This window comes from Sphingobacterium sp. IITKGP-BTPF85, from assembly GCF_001006065.1.
Classification (GTDB): Bacteria; Bacteroidota; Bacteroidia; order Sphingobacteriales; family Sphingobacteriaceae; genus Sphingobacterium; species Sphingobacterium anhuiense.
Map to the genome: position 1 here is coordinate 1 of NZ_ASZT02000047.1, position 22,295 is coordinate 22,295.

The 22,295-nt window shown below is 36.5% G+C and carries 21 protein-coding genes and 2 pseudogenes; 19 read left to right on the plus strand and 4 right to left on the minus strand.

Annotation, left to right across the window (positions count from 1 at the left end; genetic code table 11):
- From aroB to L950_RS32875, 4 genes and pseudogenes are all read left to right on the plus strand, one after another.
- Positions 1–620 (plus strand): annotated as a pseudogene (aroB, locus tag L950_RS11165) (3-dehydroquinate synthase); the annotation flags it as partial.
- Between the two features lie 10 nt (positions 621–630).
- The gene (eboE, locus tag L950_RS11170) at positions 631–1,776 is read left to right on the plus strand and encodes a metabolite traffic protein EboE (RefSeq protein ID WP_231577123.1); all 1,146 of its coding nucleotides are present in this window, start codon (positions 631–633) and stop codon (positions 1,774–1,776) included.
- A 63-nt stretch (positions 1,777–1,839) separates the two neighbouring features.
- The gene (locus tag L950_RS11175; RefSeq protein ID WP_231577125.1) at positions 1,840–3,000 is read left to right on the plus strand and encodes an alkaline phosphatase family protein; all 1,161 of its coding nucleotides are present in this window, start codon (positions 1,840–1,842) and stop codon (positions 2,998–3,000) included.
- Entirely contained in the window at positions 2,997–3,200 is a 204-nt protein-coding gene (locus L950_RS32875; RefSeq protein WP_231577127.1) for a hypothetical protein, read from the plus strand. Before L950_RS11175 ends, L950_RS32875 begins: the two co-directional genes overlap by 4 nt.
- A 120-nt stretch (positions 3,201–3,320) precedes the next feature.
- Here the strand turns inward: L950_RS32875 and L950_RS11180 are convergent, their stop codons facing one another.
- The 3 genes from L950_RS11180 to L950_RS35310 are packed head-to-tail and all read right to left on the minus strand — an operon-like array spanning position 3,321 to position 6,790.
- Positions 3,321–5,333, minus strand: coding sequence for a c-type cytochrome (locus tag L950_RS11180; protein WP_031288259.1), 2,013 nt, complete (start codon positions 5,331–5,333; stop codon positions 3,321–3,323).
- 21 nt (positions 5,334–5,354) lie between these two features.
- Complete coding sequence (locus L950_RS11185) at positions 5,355–6,368, minus strand: DUF1080 domain-containing protein (protein ID WP_262507049.1); 1,014 nt, start codon at positions 6,366–6,368, stop codon at positions 5,355–5,357.
- A complete protein-coding gene (locus L950_RS35310) occupies positions 6,275–6,790 on the minus strand; it encodes a DUF1080 domain-containing protein (protein WP_262507050.1) in 516 nt (171 codons plus the stop codon). Before L950_RS35310 ends, L950_RS11185 begins: the two co-directional genes overlap by 94 nt.
- Before the next feature lie 272 nt (positions 6,791–7,062).
- On the opposite strand from L950_RS35310, the gene L950_RS11190 reads away from it, so the two are divergent.
- The 14 genes from L950_RS11190 (at position 7,063) to L950_RS11235 (ending at position 20,845) form a co-directional block, all read left to right on the plus strand.
- Entirely contained in the window at positions 7,063–9,255 is a 2,193-nt protein-coding gene (locus L950_RS11190) for a ThuA domain-containing protein (RefSeq protein WP_021189969.1), read from the plus strand.
- A 17-nt stretch (positions 9,256–9,272) separates the two neighbouring features.
- The gene (locus L950_RS29990; RefSeq protein WP_021189970.1) at positions 9,273–9,548 is read left to right on the plus strand and encodes a c-type cytochrome; all 276 of its coding nucleotides are present in this window, start codon (positions 9,273–9,275) and stop codon (positions 9,546–9,548) included.
- Between the two features lie 401 nt (positions 9,549–9,949).
- Positions 9,950–10,462: a hypothetical protein gene (locus L950_RS11195; protein WP_021189971.1), complete on the plus strand. Its 513-nt coding sequence runs from the start codon at positions 9,950–9,952 to the stop codon at positions 10,460–10,462.
- Positions 10,463–10,687: 225 nt separating this feature from the next.
- Positions 10,688–13,024, plus strand: coding sequence for a TonB-dependent receptor domain-containing protein (locus L950_RS11200; protein WP_031288262.1), 2,337 nt, complete (start codon positions 10,688–10,690; stop codon positions 13,022–13,024).
- Positions 13,025–13,059: 35 nt separating this feature from the next.
- The gene (locus L950_RS11205; protein WP_021189973.1) at positions 13,060–14,280 is read left to right on the plus strand and encodes a DUF4374 domain-containing protein; all 1,221 of its coding nucleotides are present in this window, start codon (positions 13,060–13,062) and stop codon (positions 14,278–14,280) included.
- Positions 14,281–14,428: 148 nt separating this feature from the next.
- A complete protein-coding gene (locus L950_RS11210; protein ID WP_156169659.1) occupies positions 14,429–14,713 on the plus strand; it encodes a hypothetical protein in 285 nt (94 codons plus the stop codon).
- Between the two features lie 3 nt (positions 14,714–14,716).
- Positions 14,717–14,998, plus strand: a complete 282-nt coding sequence (locus tag L950_RS11215) for a hypothetical protein (RefSeq protein WP_021189975.1) — start codon at positions 14,717–14,719, stop codon at positions 14,996–14,998.
- Between the two features lie 9 nt (positions 14,999–15,007).
- Entirely contained in the window at positions 15,008–15,955 is a 948-nt protein-coding gene (locus tag L950_RS32880) for a PepSY-associated TM helix domain-containing protein (protein WP_231577129.1), read from the plus strand.
- Positions 15,940–16,383, plus strand: coding sequence for a PepSY-associated TM helix domain-containing protein (locus L950_RS32885; protein ID WP_231577131.1), 444 nt, complete (start codon positions 15,940–15,942; stop codon positions 16,381–16,383). Before L950_RS32880 ends, L950_RS32885 begins: the two co-directional genes overlap by 16 nt.
- 533 nt (positions 16,384–16,916) lie before the next feature.
- Complete coding sequence (locus tag L950_RS11225; protein WP_021189976.1) at positions 16,917–17,660, plus strand: LytR/AlgR family response regulator transcription factor; 744 nt, start codon at positions 16,917–16,919, stop codon at positions 17,658–17,660.
- A complete protein-coding gene (locus L950_RS29995) occupies positions 17,657–17,794 on the plus strand; it encodes a hypothetical protein (protein WP_021189977.1) in 138 nt (45 codons plus the stop codon). Before L950_RS11225 ends, L950_RS29995 begins: the two co-directional genes overlap by 4 nt.
- A 125-nt stretch (positions 17,795–17,919) precedes the next feature.
- Entirely contained in the window at positions 17,920–19,581 is a 1,662-nt protein-coding gene (locus L950_RS11230) for a sensor histidine kinase (protein WP_021189978.1), read from the plus strand.
- A gap of 71 nt (positions 19,582–19,652) precedes the next feature.
- Positions 19,653–19,994, plus strand: a complete 342-nt coding sequence (locus L950_RS32890; RefSeq protein ID WP_231577132.1) for a hypothetical protein — start codon at positions 19,653–19,655, stop codon at positions 19,992–19,994.
- Between the two features lie 5 nt (positions 19,995–19,999).
- A complete protein-coding gene (locus tag L950_RS11235; protein ID WP_231577134.1) occupies positions 20,000–20,845 on the plus strand; it encodes a metallophosphoesterase in 846 nt (281 codons plus the stop codon).
- A gap of 16 nt (positions 20,846–20,861) precedes the next feature.
- Here L950_RS11235 and L950_RS11240 read toward each other — a convergent pair whose 3' ends face one another.
- Positions 20,862–21,455 carry an HD domain-containing protein gene (locus tag L950_RS11240; RefSeq protein ID WP_021189979.1) on the minus strand — a complete coding sequence of 198 codons (594 nt, stop codon included), beginning with the start codon at positions 21,453–21,455 and terminating at the stop codon, positions 20,862–20,864.
- A gap of 362 nt (positions 21,456–21,817) precedes the next feature.
- Between L950_RS11240 and L950_RS35315 the strand changes: the two are divergent.
- Positions 21,818–22,224: pseudogene (locus L950_RS35315) on the plus strand (DUF5703 domain-containing protein); the annotation flags it as partial.
- Positions 22,225–22,295 lie beyond the last annotated feature (71 nt).

Here is a 22,295-nt window from a genome sequence, read left to right on the forward strand (position 1 = left end):
TTTTGTTAACATTAACGGATAGAGATTGGCGGTCAGGAATATCTGAAGCAGTTAAAGTTGCTTTAATCAAAGATCCTACATTCTTTTATTGGATCGAAGATAATGCAGCGAAACTGGTAAGTCGTGATTTAGAGACCATGGATTACTTAATTGTACGTTGTGCCGAATTGCATTTAAACCATATCGCATCAGCCGATCCATTCGAGATGGGATCTGCGAGACCATTAGATTTCGGTCATTGGAGTGCACATAAACTAGAACAACTGAGTAATTTCAGTGTGCTACATGGGGAGGCTGTAGCCATGGGAATAGCTTTGGATAGCACGTATTCTTTCTTAAGTGGATTGTTAACAGAAGATAAGCTTTTGCGCATATTGAATGTGCTGCTTCATTTATCATTTGATATTTCTGATCCATTTATTCAGATCAATGATGAAGAATCGCCTATACTTCGTGGTTTAACCGAATTCCAGGAACATCTTGGCGGTAAATTGACGATTACCTTATTGACGGATATTGGAACAGGTAAGGAAGTTCACCACATGGATCACCAGTTATTGATTGCGGCAAGTAACTATGTCTTAAATTTTACCAGCGCAACAGCTGGTTTGGATCATTAAATTAGTTAAAATGAAAGTTAATACAGGACATTTAACCTATTGCACCAATATTCATCCAGGGAAAAATTGGAATGATGATTTTACAGCTCTAAAAGATAATTTTTCTTTTATCAAAGAATCAGTTTCGCCTGGCCAGCCATTGGGAATAGGATTGAGATTATCAAATGTATCGAGTTTAGAACTTAGCGAGCAGGGTAATATAGCGGAATTTAAACATTGGTTAAAAGAAAATAATGCCTATGTTTTTACAATGAATGGATTTCCTTATGGAGAATTTCACCGTACTGTTGTCAAAGAAGATGTGCATACACCTGACTGGACTACCGAAGCACGTAAAGATTATACAATCAGACTTTTCACTATTCTTCAGTCCTTATTACCAGTAGGAATGGTCGGTGGAATTTCGACATCGCCGCTTAGTTATAGACACTGGTTCAAAACAACTACCGATTTTACGGAAGCCAAAAATGCTGCCACGATAAATATAGTTGCTGTAATAAAAGCATTAGTTACAATAGCAAATGCAACAGGTACGGTTATGCACCTTGACTTGGAACCAGAACCTGATGGAATCATTGAAACTGGACGAGAATTTATAGATTGGTATACAGACGATCTGCTTCCAACTGCTATTTCAGATCTTGTAGATTCATTTGGCATTACCGCTATCGAAGCTGAAGCTCTTACCAAGAGACATCTTTGCCTTTGTTATGACGTATGCCATTTTGCAATTGGCTATGAAGATCACGCCGATGTATTAAAAGAACTTAAGGAGAAAGGTATTGCAGTAGGGAAGATACAGATATCTGCCGCTTTGAAAGCAAATATGGATCAGTCCCCTGATCAGCGTATAGCTATTAAAGAAAGTTTTCAAAAATTCAACGAACCGACATATCTACATCAGGTAGTGGCCTTAAAAAGAGATGGCAAGCTTATTCGTTATACAGATCTAACACCAGCCATAGCAGATTTTGAGCACCAGGATGTGATGCAGTGGCGCGCACATTTTCATGTTCCTATATCTGTTCAAGATATTGGAGTCTTGCAATCAACGCAACAAGATATTATAGAAGTGTTGAATCTCCAAAAGTTGCCCCTTTTACCGAACATTTGGAAGTGGAAACCTATACCTGGGAAGTATTGCCCGAACAGTTAAAAATACCAATAGCTGCATCCATCAGTAATGAACTGGAGTGGGTAATTAAAACAAATGTATAAGATGAAGAAAACAGTTGTAATTGACGTAGTTGGGCTATCTGCAAATTTAATAGGAAAATATACCCCATTTTTGGAACAATACATAAAAAGAAAAAATTTAGCAACTATAGCTCCAATGTTACCGGCTGTTACTACCAGCGTCCAGTCTACCTATCTTACAGGTAAAAAACCTACCGAGCATGGTGTGGTTGGAAACGGTTGGTATGATCATGTAGATTCGGAAATTAAATTTTGGAAGCAGTCTAACAAACTTGTATTAGCGGAAAAGATCTGGGATAGAGCAAAAAAAGAAGACCCGAACTTTACGTGCGCAAATCTATTTTGGTGGTATAATATGTATTCAAATGCAGATTATAGCGTTACACCACGACCTAATTATCTGGCCGACGGTCGAAAGCTTCCGGACTGTTATGCAGAACCGGCAACATTGAGAGATCTTTTGCAGAAAAAGCTTGGTCAGTTTCCTCTTTTTAATTTTTGGGGACCTGGTGCTAATATTAAATCAAGCCGATGGATTGCTGATGCATCTATGATCACAGATGAACTGTATGATCCTACACTGTCTTTAATCTACTTGCCACATTTGGATTATTGTTTGCAAAAATTTGGAAATGATTGGTCTAATATCGGTAAGGAACTAGGTGAGATCGATATTCTGATTAAGGACTTGGTTGAATTCTATGAAAAAAGAGGAGCGAACATTATTATTCTTTCGGAATATGGTATTGTACCTGTAAATAATCCCATTCATATCAATCGAATACTAAGGGAAGCCGGATTATTACAGATCCGTGTAGAACGAGGTCTGGAATTATTGGATGCAGGAGCCTCCAAAGCATTTGCAGTGACAGATCATCAGGTTGCACATGTCTATATAAATGATTTATCGGTAGTTGATCAGGTGAAGGATATGTTAGATAAATTATCAGGAATTGCGGTAGTGCTTGACAAAGAAGGTAAAAAGGAATATGGGATAGACCATGACCGTGCAGGAGATTTTGTTTTGGTTGCAAATCCAGAAAGTTGGTTTACTTATTATTTCTGGCAGGATGATGCTAAAGCACCCGATTATGCAAGATGTGTCGATATCCATAAAAACCCGGATATGATCCTGTTGAAATGTTTATGTCTTCTAAATTTCGTGCATTATATAAACTGTTGAGAAAAAAAGCAGGTTTTCGTTACGTTATGGATGTAATACCTTTAAATGCTAATTTGGTAAAAGGTTCACATGGTAGTGTCAATACATCTTCCGAATTTCATCCTGTTTTGATTACGGATACGGAATTAAATAAAAACAGTATACAGGCAACAGAAGTATATGAGTTAATTTGGAAATCTTTGCATAGTAAAAAGAATTAAAGCTACTCACAGTAAAATCCGATCTAGAACAATATCTGTTCTTTTCAAGAATAAAAACAAAGCCATTCTTTTTTAAGAATGGCTTTGTTTTTTAATAATACGTTGATAAAGATCAACTCATTATTTTAATGAGTTGATATAAGCTGCAATTTTCAATCCATCAGCCTTAGAAACTTGTGGCATAGGCGGCATTTCTGTTGCATATCCAGGCCAGTTTTCTGGTTTAGGGTTGTAGATGAGCTGCAAAATTTTCTCATTTGAATATTTGCGTTTTGCAATATCAGTGAATGACGGTCCAATCTGTTTTTTCGTAGGATTGTGACAGGCTAAGCAAGTATTGCTAGTCAATATTCCCTTCACCTCAGCATAAGTAGGAGCTTTAGTTACTGTTTTCACTTCATTTACTTTAGCCTTTGCTTCAACAGGTTTTGCTTCTGTATTTTTTGTTTTAACAGTCGTAGTTTTTTTACCGGCAACAGTTTTATTATTTGCTGTTACTGTCTTTTCTGCCGGTTTAGCTGTAACTTCAACTACAGGGTCATGAGTAGAATTCCTGGTGCTAAGTGAACTTATTGCTAGTTTTTCTCCAGATGGAATTGCATTTAAAGTATAGTAAGCTTCAGGATGGACAATTGAATAAAAGTTTTGTTTCTCACGAATACCATCTACACTTATGGTGTGGATATAATGTTCACGTAAACCATCAACAACAATTCTTGCTTTTAGTCCATCAGGAGAAACCTTAACTCCTTTTATGTTTAAAGTCTCTTTATTTACTGGAGGAGAACCATATACAGGATGGTATTTATAGATGAAACTTTCAACACTGTATGAAGCTAGATCTTCAGCAGATTTTAAATCTACAGGTTGTGTAAATTCGATCTCAAAACCGTCTGGCATAGCTCTTACTGCTTTCATTTCAAAAGGCGTCTTGTTGTTGTATACTAAGCGCTCAAGTCCTTCATTTGCTTCACCTGCAGAACCCCACCCACGGTTGGTTTCACCGACAAATAAAGATCCATCCTGTCCCCACGCCATTCTCAAAACACCAGAACGGAAACCACTCTTAAACAAAAATGCGGCGCCTTGCTCTTCACCATTTACCGTCTCTAAGAAAACACGTGAAATGATGCTCATACCTTGGTCACCAACGAGTAATTGTCCTTCAAATGGACCAAATGTGCCTTTCGGAATTTTAACCGGTTCAGAGTTTGAAATACCAAGAATACCATGCGGCAACCATACCGACGGTAAACGAATCTCTGGAATTTCTTTTTTCATCTCAAATACCGTTTTGAAATTCTCGTTGACTCTATTTTCAGGTTTGATGTAGCGACCTTCCGCATTTTTGATACGACGTTCATCTACTTTAGAATAGAAAGATTCAGATGATAACTTTAACGGTGAATCAGGTCTTTTTGTCCATACTAAACTGGCTGGATGTCCCATAAAATCTCCTTTACTGACCTTCCATAATCCTCCGGAACCAACCCAGTCACCTTGGTTTTCTGTATAGTAGAGTTGACCGTCAATCACATTTATTCCTGCTGGAGAACGCACACCTGCAGCCCATGGTTGCATTTTTCCATCTGCGCTAATGTTCATAATCCATCCACGCATAGGAACACGACTTTCTGCGCGCCACCATTCTTCATCACCAAAAGCAACATTTCCAGATACGAAAAAAGAACCGTCAGATGCGATTTTAGGACCAAAACTATATTCATGATAATGTCCGCTTAAAGGCCAAGCATACACAGTTTCATAAATATCAGCTTTGCCGTCCATATTTTTGTCAATTAGCTTCGTTAGCTCACCTCTTTGTGCAACATATAACGCACCATCTTTGTAAGCAAGACCTAAAATCTCGTGAAGACCCGTTGCAAATTTTCGAAAGTACGGTCTGTTGCTGGTGGGGTTTTCAACAATAAATACATCACCTCTACGGGTGGATATGCCTAGATCTCCATTAGGTAAAGTAACTAGGCCACCAACCTCTAAAACAGGTCCTTCGGGCATTCTTAGTTTCATGATCTTAAAAAAATCTTCTTCTTTTGGTGTTTCTTGAGCTTGGGAAACAGTATAGCCAAAACTCAAAGCTAGCATTGCTAGCATTCTAAAAGTGTGTTTCATATAATATTTGTACTCTCTCAATTAGAATGAAATAGAATAATTTAATTGTTTGTCTAGGAGAATGATTAATTCTTTTCCTCCGTTAGCATCTCGAATAATAGGTTTAGGAGCACCTTTGTCAAGTTCAAGGTAATAAGACTGACCATCAACGAGGTAATACCCTTTCGCTAGTTCTTCAATTGAACTTGCATTTGCCAGTAAAACATACAAGTTAGGGACAGTTTTGTCAATGTTTATGGATCTGTTCAGGCCTTTACCATCATTTGAAACCGTGATGAGATCGGTGACTTCAGCGCCATATATATTATATTTAAATTGTGGTCTATCCTCATTGTCGATAACATAACCTTTGGTTTTAAATCCACTACCAGTACTGTCAGTAGGCCATGTGGTTTGAACAGTTGCCAGCTGGGCTAAAGCAGGAGTAGCTTTCTTTACAAAAGATGTTACTGCTCCACGGGCTCTAGAAGTACCGTTTCCTCTACCGTCCCACATAGGAGTGGCATCAATAAATTCGCCATGCCATCCCTGCAATAATAGACCATTGTCCAAATCATAGCTGTAATGTGTCTTTAAAGGACTGCCGACAGATATTGCGTGTACAGCAAGCAACTTAGGGGCATAATTCACAAAACTTCTAATCATGGTATTAGAAGGTGCATCTATATAAATAGGGTCAGCGTCACCACCACCTCTATTGTTTACATTAATCTGTTCTTCGGGAAGTTTTGATATTTTAATATTTCGAAAAGCAACTGAACCATGATCGCCTTGAAGACGCAGTGGACCTAACGGCTTTTCTTTATCGGCTGCTCCGCCAGTTGGACCAAACAATTCAACATTATCCTGAACTAAAACACCATTAAGTTCCACAGCTAAAACTCTAGCATTTGAAGTCTTTTTTCCTGTAGCATCAAATTTAGGCGCTTGAAATGCAATTTTTAAGTGTTGCCATAGACCCGGTGCTTTGCTTGCATTTTGACGAGGAGCATAACCTTCAAAACCTTTGGATCCTTCTGGTCTAGCATCATCCAACGTTCGTATATACCGCCATTGTCAGACGACATGGGTTGCAGCACTCCCCAAGAATCTTTAAGTTGAACTTCATAATTTCCCTGTAGGTAGATTCCTGAATTTGAGTTCTTTGCCATTAAGTAATCCAGTTCAAGAATTATATTTCCATGAACTGCATTTGTTAACAAGTCAGACCCCTTCATTTTATTAGAAGTGATGTTAACAAGGATACCGGATCCTTTTGTAGCTTTCAATTCATTCTCATTTCTTGGGTCAGAGATTACTTTTTCAGCAATAGTCCAAGATTTTCCTGTAGCATTGAAGGCAGCAAGATCATTAAGTTTAATTTCCGATTGATCGGTTAGCTGTTGGGCTAGTAATAATGTCGTTCCAAATAACCAGCATAGGCCGGTTGTTCCGAACTTCAAATAGTTTAATTTCATATGGAGTACTAGGTTTAAAAATTTAAATATAGTAATTTTTTTGCTTGCTAAAAGGATTTTGTGTAACAAAGTGAATATACTGACTGTTGCGGTTAATATTAAGCTATGATTTCTAAATATTCATATTACTGGTAAAATAGCCTCTAAAAATGGATCAGCAAAATAATATATATATTGGCTAAAATAAAGCTAGTATGAGTGGGGTTATAGTTGCATCTTTATGTCAAGAATACAAATTTAAGTAAGTACAACCGATAATATTAAAATTTATTATGATTAAAACACTTTTGTCTAAGATTTCTTTACTATTGATTTTTATATCAGTTTTGAGTTCTTGCCATCAAAAGAGGTCCGGAAAACCAAGAGTATTGGTTTTCAGTAAAACTGCAGGTTTCCACCATAATTCTATTGAAAAAGGAAATATTGCCCTCCAGAAGTTAGGACTCGAAAATAACTTTGATGTTGATACAACAACAAATGCAGATTTGTTCACCGAAGATTCGTTAAAAAATTATTCAGCTGTGGTATTCCTAAATACGACTGGTGATCTTTTGAATAATTATCAGGAAGCTGATTTTGAGCGTTATATACAAGCTGGAGGAGGTTTTGTCGGTATTCACGGAGCTGCCGATGCCGAGTATGATTGGGGCTGGTATGGAAGGTTGGTAGGTGGATACTTTGCTACTCATCCTGAAGTCAAAGAAGGGAAATTAACAGTGGTTGATAAAAAACATCCGGCAACAAAAATGCTTCCCGATATTTGGGTACATACAGATGAGTGGTATGTCTTTAAAAAACGTTATGAAGCTACCCATGTGTTAATGAATATCAATAAGGAGGTATATGCAAATCCAGAACAAATGACCGAGACACCAATGGCCTGGTATCATGATTTTGATGGTGGCCGTTCTTTTTATACAGGTTTAGGTCATCAAGATGAAGATTATTCAGACCCTTTATTCTTAAAGCACATCTTAGGTGCTATCGAATATGCAATCGGAGATAATTACGAATTAGATTATGGTAAGGCTAAAACAAAGCGAGTTCCAGAAGAGGAAAGATTTACGAAAGTTTCACTGGCTGTAGGCGAGTTCTTTGAACCTACCGAAATGGCCATACTTCCTAATTTGGATATTTTAGTAGCACAACGTCGGGGAGAATTGCTTCATTACAATCAAGAAACAAAAAAAGTAACTCAAGTGGGACTGTTAGATGTTTATCACAAAACTGAAACACCCAATGTTAATGCAGAAGAAGGCTTTATGGGGTTAACAATAGATCCGGATTTTGCAGATAATCATTATATATACGCTTTTTATAGTCCAAAGGATACATCTGTTAATCGTTTGTCACGTTTTGAGTTCAAAAATAATAAGTTAGACCTCGGAACCGAAAAGATTGTGCTTCAGTTTTATTCACAACGAGATATCTGCTGTCATACTGGTGGTTCTTTGGCATTTGATAAAGACCGAAATCTTTATTTATCCACAGGAGACAACTCAACACCATTTGACGAAAAGGATCAAAAATTTGTCAGCAATGGTTATTCACCGCGGGATGATAGGGCTGGACATGAGCAGTATGATGCCGCACGTAGCTCTGGAAATAGCAATGATCTGCGTGGTAAAATTTTGAGAATAAAAATAGCAAAAGACGGTTCATATCAGATTCCAAAAGGAAATTTATTTCCAGAGGGACAGGCAAATACAAAACCTGAAATTTACGTGATGGGAAATAGAAACCCCTATAGGATATCTGTTGACCCGAAAAATGGATTCTTGTATTGGGGAGAAGTGGGACCTGATGCCAATACCGATAGTTTAGGTAGAGGTCCTCGCGGATATGATGAGGTAAACCAAGCGCGTAAGGCAGGCTTCTTCGGGTGGCCATTTTTCGTAGGTAATAATTATGCCTACAATCCGTATAATTATGAAACTGGAGTTAGTGGACAGGCATTTGAGGTTCAAAAGCCAATTAATAGTTCCCGGAATAATACCGGAATAAAAGAATTACCGGCCGCACAACCGGCCTTTATATGGTATCCTTATGCAGAATCAACAGATTTTCCACAGGTGGGTTCAGGAGGGCGTAATGCGATGGCCGGGCCGGTATACTATTCGGATCTTTATCCAAAAGAAACGAGGTATCCAGATTACTATGATGGCAAGCTATTTATTTACGATTGGGTTAGAGGATGGATCAAAGCAGTCACTATGTTACCAAATGGAGACTTTGATAAAATGGAACCATTTATGCCACATACAAAATTAGCTTCTGCGATTGATATGGAAGTTGGTCCTGATGGAAGAATATATCTTTTAGAATATGGTAACGGTTGGTTCAGTAAAAATGCAGATGCAGCAATATCAAGAATCGATTATAATGCAGGTGAATTAGCTTCAAAACGTGTTAATAAAAATGTTTCGGCAAAAAATCACCAAGTGATACGACTTATAAAGATTTAGATAAAGCAAACGGAGCATTGGGGCATAAAGAAGGATCAGATACACCAAAAGGAGAAGCTTTAGTGTTAGCTTCTGATTGTCAAGCATGTCACGGTGTCGACAAGAAATCAGTTGGTCCTGCATATACTGTAGTTGCTAAACACTATAAAGATAATAAGGACGCATTATCGTTGTTATCTAAGAAAATCATCAATGGTGGAGGCGGTGTCTGGGGTGAGGTAGCCATGCCTGCTCATCCATCATTAAAGCAAGAGGATGCGAATGAAATTGTTAAATGGATACTTTCATTATAAGGGGTTCCATAGATTTTTATTAAACGTTACAAAAGAGGTTGTATCATCAGATACAACCTCTTTTGTTTTCTCTGGTTTTGTGATTGTTTTCAGACAATTACAGAAGATAGAAATGAGTAATCAATTTTCATACAATGATATTTTGGTATTTCTTAATACTTCATTGCTCAAAGGTAACTACGGGTGCCAATCCACTAAACCATTATACTCCGCATATAAATTCATTTAATAGAATTAATAAATTGACTTGGATATTTTGTCAATGTTTGTATATTTGTCCATTATCTTTAATTAATCTAAATAACAATGTACTACGTTAAGCAACTATTAATTGCGATGATTGTACTTTTGGCGGTAACCAAATAGTTCAAGCTCACGCGATTTGGATTGAAAGTAATCCTGTGGGTATTAAAAATCAATCTCATACCATCTGGGTTTATTACGGAGAATATGCAACTGGAGAAATTGAAAAAACAAAAGACTGGTATTCTGACTTGAATCAGTTAAAACTGAATCTTGTAAATTCTGAGAATAAGGTTGAACTAAAACTTACTGATAAAGGAGATTATTTAGAAGCTAGTTTTGTACCTGCTAAAGATGGTATTTATCAGATCTTTGTTTCTCACCCTGCGAAAGAACTTGGAGGCACCACACGATACGAATTTTTAGCGCAAAGCCAAATTCAAGTAGGTAAAGACGCTGCATATGCAGCAATACCGTTAGCTGCTCACTTTATCTTCCAAAACAAAATCTTTAAAACAAATGATCTGGTAGAAATTCAGTTGTTACGTGGAAATAGTCCAGTCGCTGATAAAGAAGTTTTAGTGATGTCTCCAAACGGTTGGAGCAAAAACTATAAGACTGATAGTCAAGGTAAAATTAAGGCAGAGGCTATCTGGCTGGTACTTACGTAATCGAAAACAGTCATATGGCCGATCAATCAGGAACTTGGAACGATAAAACCTACAATAAGAATTGGCAGGGACTTACCGCAAGTTTTCAAGTAAAATAAAAGAAAAAGCGTCATCTAGAACGGTAATTCTAGAATGACGCCAAAGGTAGTCTAACGGTAATTAGGCTGCCTTTACTACTACGTTAAGCATGTAGTATATCCCTAAAAGTGTTACAATTAAAAGACAATGCAAAATAGCAAAATAATATTGACTATTGGTATGTCGTTATGCGTTTTGAATGGCGTAGCGCAAAATAAAACCAATAGTTATAAAGGCCAGGTAAGATCTGCGACTGAGGTGGTTCCTTTCGCAACAGTAAAAATAGATCAACAAATTATTCGTGCTGATAAAAATGGAAATTTTTCATTTACAAATAACAAATCTACTGTTGATATCCAAATAACTGCCGTTGGTAAAATCACGGTCAATAGACAGCAAGTGGTTTTGTCCAATTACTTCAATAGTCCTATTCTTATCGAAATGCAAGATGATAGTCAAGGGATCGATGAAGTAGAAGTGATGGGGCTTACAAAAATTAAAGAGATAAATCGTCAAGCCTTCAATGTTACAGCGATAGATGCAACAAAATTATATAATTCAACATTAAATATTGCAGATGCACTGGATAAAGTATCTGGTGTACGTGTACGTGAATCAGGTGGTGTGGGTTCGAATACGAGTCTGACACTTAACGGGTTCTCCGGTAATCATATCCGTTTCTTTTTGGATGGAATTCCAATGGACAATTTCGGTACTTCTTTTCAAATTAATAATATACCGATCAATTTAGCAGAAAGAGTAGAAGTATACAAAGGTGTTGTTCCCATTTGGTTAGGTTCTGATGCCTTAGGGGGGGCTGTTAACATTGTTACATCTACTAAAGCACGCACCTTTGTAGATGCTTCATATTCCTATGGTTCTTTTAATACCCACAGAACAGCTGTCAATGCAGGTGTAACCAATAAAAACGGTCTTACGGTATTGTTAAATGCCTATCAAAACTACTCAGACAACGATTATACCGTAACAACATTAGTCTCTAATATCAATACTTGGGAATCGAAAGAAAATGTTAAAGTAAAGCGGTTTCATGATAAGTACCATAATGAGGCTTTAGTAGCTCAGGTTGGTGTTTCCAATAAAAGTTATGCAGACAAATTATTGCTAGGTATTTCTTTGGGGCAGAACTACAAAGAAATCCAAACCGGAGCCCGTATGGTTTCGGTATTTGGAGGTTGGCACCGTCGCGGAAATACAGTTATGCCAACTTTAAAATATCAGAAAAATAATTTGATAAAAGGTCTGGATGTTACTTTAAACGCTAACTACAACTTTGGTAAGGAGCAGAATATTGATACGCTGAATAGAAGGTACGATTGGTACGGTAATTATAAAGAAATGGGTACAAATGGGGAGCGTAGTAGACAGCTGTATGTTTATAAAAACAATGAAGGTATTGCATCTTTAGCTGCTAACTATAGACTTTCTGATCGTCAGTCTCTTTCTTTAAGTAATGTCGCGACTACTTTTAACCGAAAAGGAGAGGATGAGCTCAATCCTCAAAATAGTAATCTTGAACAAGGCCAACGCTCCATCAAAAACGTGATGGGTTTAGGCTATAGTTATGATGTCAAAGATCATTGGAGTACAACAGTTTTTGGAAAAATGATCACACAGAATAATAAACTTGAGGAAGCTGAGTCCGCTTCAGTTACCCGCTTCGGGTATGGACTCGCATCTACATATTTTATTAAGCGGGATCTACAGATAAAAGCTTCTTATGAAATGACCAATCGAATGCCGACTTCATACGAGATCTTTGGTGATCTGGAAAATCAAGAAGCCAATGGTAACCTCAAACCCGAACGTAGTCACAATATTAATTTAGGAGCTATATATGGCTGGAAACAGGGCGATGATCATCGTTTTTCTGTAGCTGGAAATTTGATATATCGCTATTCTTTTGATTTTATTTATAATAGATTAAACAACAATCAGTCGAAATTGGTGGCTGACAACCGCGATGGTGTAAGCACACGTGGAGGAGACTTAGATGTACATTATTCTTATAAAAACTTTTTGAATTTTGGAGGTTCATTGACTTATCAGTATTTACAGAATAAGCAAAAGTATGAACCCGGGTATACAGGAGTTAGCCCTGTTTATAATGACCAGATGCCAAATATTCCTTATCTATTTGGAAATACCAATGTAGATGTTTCATTCCATGATTTTGGTGGGAAAAATAACAAGCTAACGGTCGGTTACAATCTATTGTACGTGCACGATTTTTGGCTGTATTGGCCTAGTCGTGGAAATTCATCTGCAAATAAAAAACAAATTCCTAAACAGTTAAGCCACGATGTTAATCTTGTATATAGCTTAGGTTCTGGCAAATATAATATTGGTGTTGAGGGACGCAATTTGGCGAATGCAAATCTTTATGACAATTTTAGTCTGCAAAAACCGGGACGCTCTTTCGCCATTAACTTACGCTATTATTTCCAGCGTGATCATAAATAAACAAATAGTAAATTTTAAATATTAATACATATAGCATGAATAATACACTTAAAACCGTGATTGCCATCGCTTTTTTAGCAAGCACGACAGTGTCATGTAGCGATAAGGATAAAATAGATCTTGATACAGTCAAGGGCAATTATGTGCTGGCAGTTTCTCCTGTTGCATCGACAGGTGTGGCAGATTATTTATTGACTGCACCAGATTTGGAATCGGGAAGAGTAACCACTGCAGGGCAGGGTGTGGAACAAGATGGTACCTATCGTTATTACGTTACACACAACAATAAGTTTTTTTCCATGCTTTACGGCCAAGGTAACCCTGGAGCAGTAGCCGTTTATAATTTATTGGATGGTAGATTAAACAAGCTTTCTGATTTTGTGACAGAAACTGTACAGGCTTTTGCACCCGTGAATGAGGATATCGTGATGATGAAAATTACGCGTGCTATGACTAATCCGTTGGTAAATTATTATCGATTGAATACCGATAATCTCTTGTTAGCAGGAGAAGGAACAATAAATGTACAAAAAGTTGCCGGAAACGGAGAGTCAGCATTCTTCACTTGGATAAAACAAGTCGGAAATAAAGTATATGCCCCTTACATGTCCATCCAGGCTTGCTGTAAAGCCGCATTTGATACTGCTTATCCTGATAGTGCTTATGTTGCGGTCTATTCATACCCCGAAATGAAATTGGAAAAGGTAATAAAAGATGATCGCATGAGTTATATCGGTCGTTATTTTAGAGATGGATTAGCCGTTGATGAGCAAGGTGATGTCTATGCTTTTTCTTCGGCAGTAGCCACAAAAGGTGGAGCTATTACCTCTAAAAAACCTTCTGCTATTTTACGTATAAAATCTGGAACTACTGAATTTGATAAAGGATATTATATCGATATCGAAGCTATCAGCGGGGGAAAAAACATTACAAATTGGATCTATGTAGGTAAGGGAAAATTTGTTGTTCAGATGACCACAAAAGCAGAAAAAGGTGGGTATACAGATGGAAAACGTATTGGTATACTGGATGTTTATAATAAAACATACCAAGATGTAACCGGAATGCCTGAACTAAGTAAAATTAAGGAGATTTCATATAATAATTATACAGCAAAAGATGGAAATGCTTTTATTGGAGTTGCATTAACAGATGCGGTGAGTTATGTATATAAAGTTAATGCGTCTACTGCAGTAGCAACACAGGGTTTGAAAGTTGAGGGGGGATCAATAACTGCTGTCACACGTATTCAATAAATATTTAGTATAAAAAATTGTTTCATATCAATAACAGATAGAGCATAAGGGAATCTCAAAGAGATTCCCAAGTTCTATCTTTTAATTTGCTTTTCTCATTATGATAAATACAGTATGTTTAATATTGTTTATTGCATTTATGTTATGGATGAATACTTCCAAACGTATTGCATGGAAGAATAAATCCAAACTTTGGTCCTATCTTGCCGATCGAAAAAAACAATCACGTACAATAGCAATAGTTCTGTTCCTAATAGCTACTGCCTGCTTGATTTATGCTGTAGGTATAGCCAGTGGAATATTTGCTTTTTTTGTTATCCTGATGTGTATGGGCTGTCTAGTAGTCTTTTTCTTTCCTTTTTCCTACTTTGGTTATCGTGTAGTATTAGGAGTTTATTTATGTTCATTTCTGATTGAAGTATTTATCCATTAATATATGCCTGCTAATAAAAAATATTTAACAAAATCTCCCTGGATAAGGCTTTGTCGTATTTTGTTGGGAACCCTAGGTGGTTATACGGTCATGATCAGTTTTCATGTATTATTAACAGCATTATTTCCACCAGAAAATGTAATTGCTACGGCCTTCTTTACCGGATATTTACTTTGGGCATTTTTATTATTCTGGGCATTTTTAGAACCTAAATTGTGGCGGTTGGCACTAACTTATATTGGCCTTACTTTATTGTTTTCGCTACCTTATATTATCAATCATTAAGTTTATACCATGGATCAAAGAAAATATAATATTTACTTTCATACCCACACGATCAGTGGTATTGTTATCGCAGCACTGCTTTATGTGATCTTTTTTGCAGGCTCTTTCTCTTTTTTTAAAGATGATATCGCCGCATGGCAGAAAGGTAAATCACTTAGCAATGTAGAATCTCCTGCTGACTTCAATTATATATTGGATTCGATGGGAACAAAATATAATCTCCAAGGTAGAAATTTCGACTTCTATTTATTGAGGCAAGGACACGGGACTTATGTTAATATGAGTGTGTCACAAGATACAACGATCAGTAAACCTGAACCAAAAACCGAAAAATCAAAAGGTCGTAAGAGACGGGGAGCAAAAAATGAAGATTCGGCCTATTTTTTACACTCATTTGTAGACAAAACACAGAGTTCTTATGATGAAGGCTATGATATCGGCGAATTTTTATATCGATTACATTTCTTAGCACCGCTCAATCAGATTCCAATTCGATTGGGAACTCCATTTGGTTACCTTCTGGCAGGAATTGTTTCATTTTTGTTTCTGTTTGCCTTGATTACAGGTTTATTTCTTCATTGGGATAAGATTAAAAATAACTTCTTTTTATTTAGACCCTGGAGTAAATGGAAAACAGTGTGGACCGACATGCATACTGTTTTGGGAGTTATCGGATTTCCATTTCAATTGATATTTGCCATTACAGGAGTTGTTCTTATCGTAAATTATGTATTGATTTCACCATTTAGTAAATTAATTTACAATGGTGATCAGGATAAATTATACCAGGAGCTTCAGTATAACCGAGCGATGGAACCAACTTACAGTTATCAACCCTTAGCCAAAAAATTAGATGTCAACGCATTCGTAAACCACTGGATGAATGAATGGCCAGAATCGGATATTTCGAGACTTTATATCCGAAATTTTGGAGATAAAGTATGGAAATTGCTTTAGAAACTAAACCTAAACCCAGCGCTAGTTTCGCGGGGTCTGGTTATGTTCTTATGAAAGCCGCTGAAGCAAAACCTTCATCAGTAAAATCACCTACAACAGATGCAACATATGTTGATTGGGTAAAAAGTTTAGTTTATCACCTTCATTTTGGAGATTTTGGAGGTAGGACCTTGCGTATTGTTTATTTCGTTTTGGGTTTACTGGGCTGTGTTGTCATTATTTCAGGCATTATGATTTGGCTGGTAGCACGAGAAAAACCTAATATTCCTGCATACAAAAGGAAGTTTAATTTTTGGGCAGCCAATCTGTTTATATCTATGTCGCTAGGGATGCTTCCTGTTACTGCATTTACCTTTATCGTCATCAAACTTCCGCTACCGTTAATCAAAGTTTTATCTATAGCCTTTATTTTTATAGTTGGTTGGTGATGATCATTTATTTATTAATATTACGCGATCTAACGAAAGTAAACAAGCATACGTTAGTTTTATCAACTATTTTGTGTTTGGCAGTGCCGATCGTAAACGGGATTGCTACAAACCTTTGGATCTGGAATACATTACAAGCTAAATCATATGATATCTTATTTATAGATATGCTTTTTATTACGATGTCTATATTAAGTGCATTTGCTTTTTTTAAAGTAAAGAAACAAGCTAAATCCTTTAAAATATTGAAATAAGTATGTCCTGTTGTTTATCAGGAATTATAAGCATCTGGTTAAGTAAATTTTAAAAGCGTCATTCTAATAAAGATATGACGCTTTTGTTGTTCAATACGCTATTCGTTCATCATCTAACGAGCATGGAGAACTTTAAAAGATGATAGTCACCATCTCGATGCAGAGCTTTAAACTATTTCCAAATATTCTATTTCTCATTGCTATATCGTTAAATTTAAAGATGAAATTATTTTAGAGCACTTACAATGTACTATCTTTACAATAGCTAAAAGTGAAAAGATGATAACCGTTGCCATAATAGAAGACGAGCCTGCAGTTCGTAAAGAGATCGCTTACCTGATACAGCAAGAAACCAATATCGAACTTGTCGGTTGGGCAGACAGCGTACATAAAGCCATTAAGTTGCTTGAAGAAAATCAACCAGATGTGATATTGATGGATATTCAGCTCAAAGATGGAACAGCATTCGATTTGTTGAAAAAATTAAATCCCATTCCACAAAATATCATTTTCATCACTGCATATAATCATTTTGCTATAAAGGCAATCAAGTATGGAGCACTAGATTATCTGCTCAAGCCTATTGATGAGGTCGAGCTCCATGAGGCATTAGAGCGGTACCGACGTCGAAGGGAAAATAATCCGCAATGGATGCAACAATTGTCTTTAGCACAGAACTCAATTCAGATAGGTGAATTACCAGAAAGTATTGTTTTGAATTCCATTAATAACACACGCATTGTGTCTGTTAGTGATATTGTCTATTGTAAAGGTGATGGTCCGTATACTTTTTTCTTTTTAAGTAATGGTGATAAGGAACTTATTTCAAGACCTCTAAAATATTACGAGGAACTTTTACCAGCTCCACATTTCTTACGCACGCATCAGTCTTATTTGGTTAATCAGCAATATATTTCAGGCATTAACCGATCCGAATATATTGTTCTGAAAAATAAAGAAGAAATTCCAATTTCTACGCGACGGAAGAATGCAATATTAACCCAACTTTTTTCTAAAAAATGAGGCAATTACTATCCGTTATTTTTTCGGCATGGATGATCGCATATCTTTTTTCTTGTACAGAGAATGATAAGAAAGGTTTGCTGGCAAAATCTGATGATGCCACTTCGGATCAGATAAATGATTTGGAAAAGTAGGAGTTAATCCCATCAATAGAGATTCATTGATTACTGTTTGGCGAAAACTCGATCGAAACCCCATTGTGAAAAATGATACCATACAATCATCAACCGTTAAATATCAATTGGCAAGGCTTTACAGTATGAAGGGCAATGATTCTGCTCGTGTCCTTATTGAAGATGCACTTGAACTGATAGATCCTATAGATGGTGGTTTTAAGAATAAGGCACTTATATACAATGGGATGGGGAATGTTTTGAGCATGAGTGCCCGCATGAAAGAAGCCAGTTATTATTATAACAAAGCAGCCGCAATTGTTTTAGCAGACTCAACGGTAGATCTGTCATTTATAGCAAAAACATCTATGTTACTATCTGCAGCACAAAGTAACCTCCTAAGCTTTCAATATGACTTAGCTGAAAAAATGAACCGTGCTGCTTTGCCTATGGCAGATTCATTGCCACAAGGACATATTAATCGACAACGTGTGCTGGTACAAATGATACAGACTTTGAATAAGCGCCAGAAACCAGCAGATAGTATGGCTTTTTATCTTCAAAAACTGGAAGTACTACATGCGCAGAACCCTGATAAATATAATATTAGTTTTCTATACGATTCTAAAATTCAATATTTTGAAAAACATACGCAACTTGATTCGTTACTTCATTATCAGCTGCTTAAAATTAAATCAGATGGATATCTGTACAATGAAGAGGCAACTTCGAGCGAAATTAATAATCTTTTTATCGATTACTGCAATATTGCAGCTATTTATACGGCTCAAAAACACGCAACATTAGCCTCACAATTTCTTGAAAAAGCAAAACTTCTAAAGGAAAAACATACAGGACTAATTTTCGCAGACAGTGATCTCGTTTATCAGCAAAGCTTGGCATCATTGTACAATTTACAGGGAAAGAAAAATGAAGCCATAGCGGTATTGACTCAAACAGCAGAATTACAAAAAGGAATCTATCAGACAGAAAATACACAAGCTGTTGCAGAAATGAATGCTCTTCATCAGTTGCAGACTAAAGATCGCTCTATTCATAAATTAAATGAAGGTATAAAAATTAATAAACTGCAATTGCAACAAAATCGTTTATGGCTTGCCGTATCTGTTTTAGGTATTATCCTCCTTGGTGTCACCATATTATTTTTGTTTTATAGTTTTCGTCAACGTCGTTTTCTTCAAGAAAAAGAAAAAATACTATTGCAGCAACAATTGTTACGCACACAGATGGAACCCCATTTTATCTTTAATACATTAGCAGCTGTACAGAGTTTTGTGCGGTTGGATAAAAAAGAAATTGCCATCAAATACCTCAACCGTTTTAGTCGATTATTGCGTAGCAGTTTGGAGCTCAGCCGCGAAAATCGTGTACCTCTAGATGAGGAGATTGAAACGTTAGAAAACTACTTAAGCCTGCAGCAAATGCGTTATGAAGATGCATTTAGGTATACTATATTACAACCAATCGAACATGATCTGGGAGCAATTATGGTTCCGCCCATGCTTATACAGCCTTATGTAGAAAATGCGATACTTCACGGGATCGATTTGGAAGACGGTCTAGGAGATATTAGTATTCATTTTGAGATAGAACAAGATATCTTACAAGTAAAGATTGCAGATAGTGGAAAAACTGAAAAAAGTAATTTTGATCTTGCACACCGTTCATTATCAGGTACGATCAGTCACGAGCGAATACAATTATTGGGTAAAAAAGCAAGTGTCTCTATTACAGAAATTCCAGAAGGTGGCGGTACATTAGTAATTTTACACATACCTGTCGAATAGGAATAAATGTTCTGGAACTCATTTTATGTTTTGGCACGGCATTCGCCTTACTATATACAATATTATTCAATATGGCACAGAGACTTATTTTAATTTTATTACTATTCCTCATAGGAGATATTTATTTTTATCAGGCAATAATTACACTTTTTTCAAATCCGCTGATCCATGCCATTTATTGGCTTATTGATATTGTTGTACTGGGTGCTATTATAGTCACTATATTTCTGCGGACACGTATTAGCGATATTCAGCGTTATGCATCGGGTTTGATCACAGCGATGTTGCTTATCTTTATTCCAAAATTATTTTCTGTTCCGATTCTATTATTGGAAGATATTGGTCGACTATTCCGTAGTTTTCCGCCTAGGATTTTTACGTCAGTGAACTTGTCGCAGTACTTGCTGGCATAGTCTTTTTGGCGATTATTTTCGGACTGACTAGAGGTCGTCATTTTTATAGGGTTAGAAAAGAGATCTTGCATTTTTCAGATTTACCCGAAGCTTTCGATGGTTTTACCATTACACAATTGTCCGACATCCATTCTGGTAGTTTAAGTAACATCAAAGGTGTACAGAAAGGTATTGATCTTGCGAATGCCCAAAACAGTGATCTGCTCTTATTTACAGGAGATCTCGTCAACAACATGGCTTCCGAGATGGATCCATGGATTGATCTTTTTACCACCTTAAAAGCCCCTTATGGGAAGTATTCTGTTTTAGGTAATCATGACTATGGTGATTATACCAAATGGTCCAGTACATCACTTAAAGAGGTAAATCTGATGCGTGTTAAAGAAATACACAGTGAGATGGGTTTCAAATTATTACTTAATGAAGCTGTCTTACTGCATAAGCATGGACAACGTATTGCATTAGTCGGGGTGGAGAATTGGGGCAAAGGCGGTTTCCATCAGTTTGGCAATCTCAATCAAGCAACAGCTGCTATACCTTCCGATTCCTTTAAGATCCTAATGTCTCATGATCCATCACACTGGGATGCAGTTACTGTAGATCACGCTAAACATGTTCACCTCACCTTGGCCGGTCATACGCATGGTATGCAGTTTGGAATTGAGCTTTTTGGTTTTAAATGGAGTCCTATCCAGTACTTTTATAAACAATGGGCAGGACTGTACCAACGAGACGGAAAATTTTTATATGTCAATAGAGGCTTCGGTTATCATGGTCTAAAAGGCAGGGTGGGCGTGTGGCCCGAAATCACAGTTCTTACCTTAAAACGTTCTACCGACCAAGTAGAATAAATGAGCCATTTGCAGTTTAATCTTTTCTTAAAATACCCTTTTCCACGCTTTCGTTGATGAGTTCTTCAGCATATTTCCATATCGTAGTAGATCCCTCATTAATGATTTTCTTTTTTTCGAATACCTTACTGTAATCGACATCAAACTCTTTCCAGGTTCCCCCATTATTTGAAGTGTTTTGCAAGAGAGGCTCCAGTCGGTCCATTGTTCTCGCAAACTTAGCTTCAGGAGTTAGACCTGCCTCAAATTCTTCCCATACTGCAATAAATTCTTTCGACTGTTCTTGAGGTAACAGTCCAAAAATCCGATTAGCAGCCAGTCTTTCTTGGTCTGTATTAACATGATTTTTTTGCATATCGTAGATGAAGGTATCTCCAGCGTCAATTTCAACAATATCATGGATCAGAACCATTTTTACCACTTTCAATACATCAATTGGTTCGTTTGCATGTTCAGCCAAAATCAATGCCATCATCGCCAGATGCCAGCTATGTTCCGCATCATTTTCATTACGGTTACTATTGAACAATTTAGTTTTCCGTTGTATGTATTTGACCTTATCGATTTCTTTTATAAAATCAATTTGTTTCAATAAGATTTCAAAATCCATTTTGACAGTGTTAAGAGATTGTCTTACAAAGATAGTTTAAATTATAAAAGTAATTCTTCTTGGCTCTTTGATAAATTATTAAGCATCATTTACTAAGTCATTTAGCCCTTTTCTAAAAAAGTTAATAATGCATGCATTTCATGTTAATATTGAATGTATACTTTATGACTTTACTCTATAGCTTTATAGGAAGAAAAACAATTTAATAATAACCAATTGCAGCTATTAGCATCTATTTATTTTAAAAGTTGATTAGGCAAACTATTAATAGATCAATTCGTATTGACACATTGATTTGAATGATCTTCTATAATTTAAGAAGTTGTGCTATCTGCAGTTTGTATTCAAAATATTTTTTAAAAATGAGTAGACTCCGACTAACCATCTTGTTTATAGTTCAATTGCTGATATTCGAAGCGTTTTCGCAGGAAGAGAAGAATAACTATAAAATCATTTTTAATACACCATCCATCAACGAAACAGGTAATGTTCCAATTGGTAATGGAAGTCTAGGCAGTAACGTCTGGGTAGAAGAGAATGGCGATTTATTATATCTATCGCGCAATGATTCACATTCTGAATTACAACGGCTGTTAAAGTTAGGAAGGGTCAGGATTTCCTTTTCAGAGAGTCCTTTTTTTAAAGGGAAGCCCTTCCGTCAGGAATTGAATCTGAAAGAAGGAACATTAAAAATTCTAGCCGGGAAAAAGGAGAGGAGTTAAATTTAAAGATCTTTATTGATGCAAACTCTCCTGTAATGTATATTTCTGGATACAGTGAAAAACCAGTTCAGGTGAAGGTGACTTTGGAAAACTGGAGAAAAATAAACATGAGCTCAAT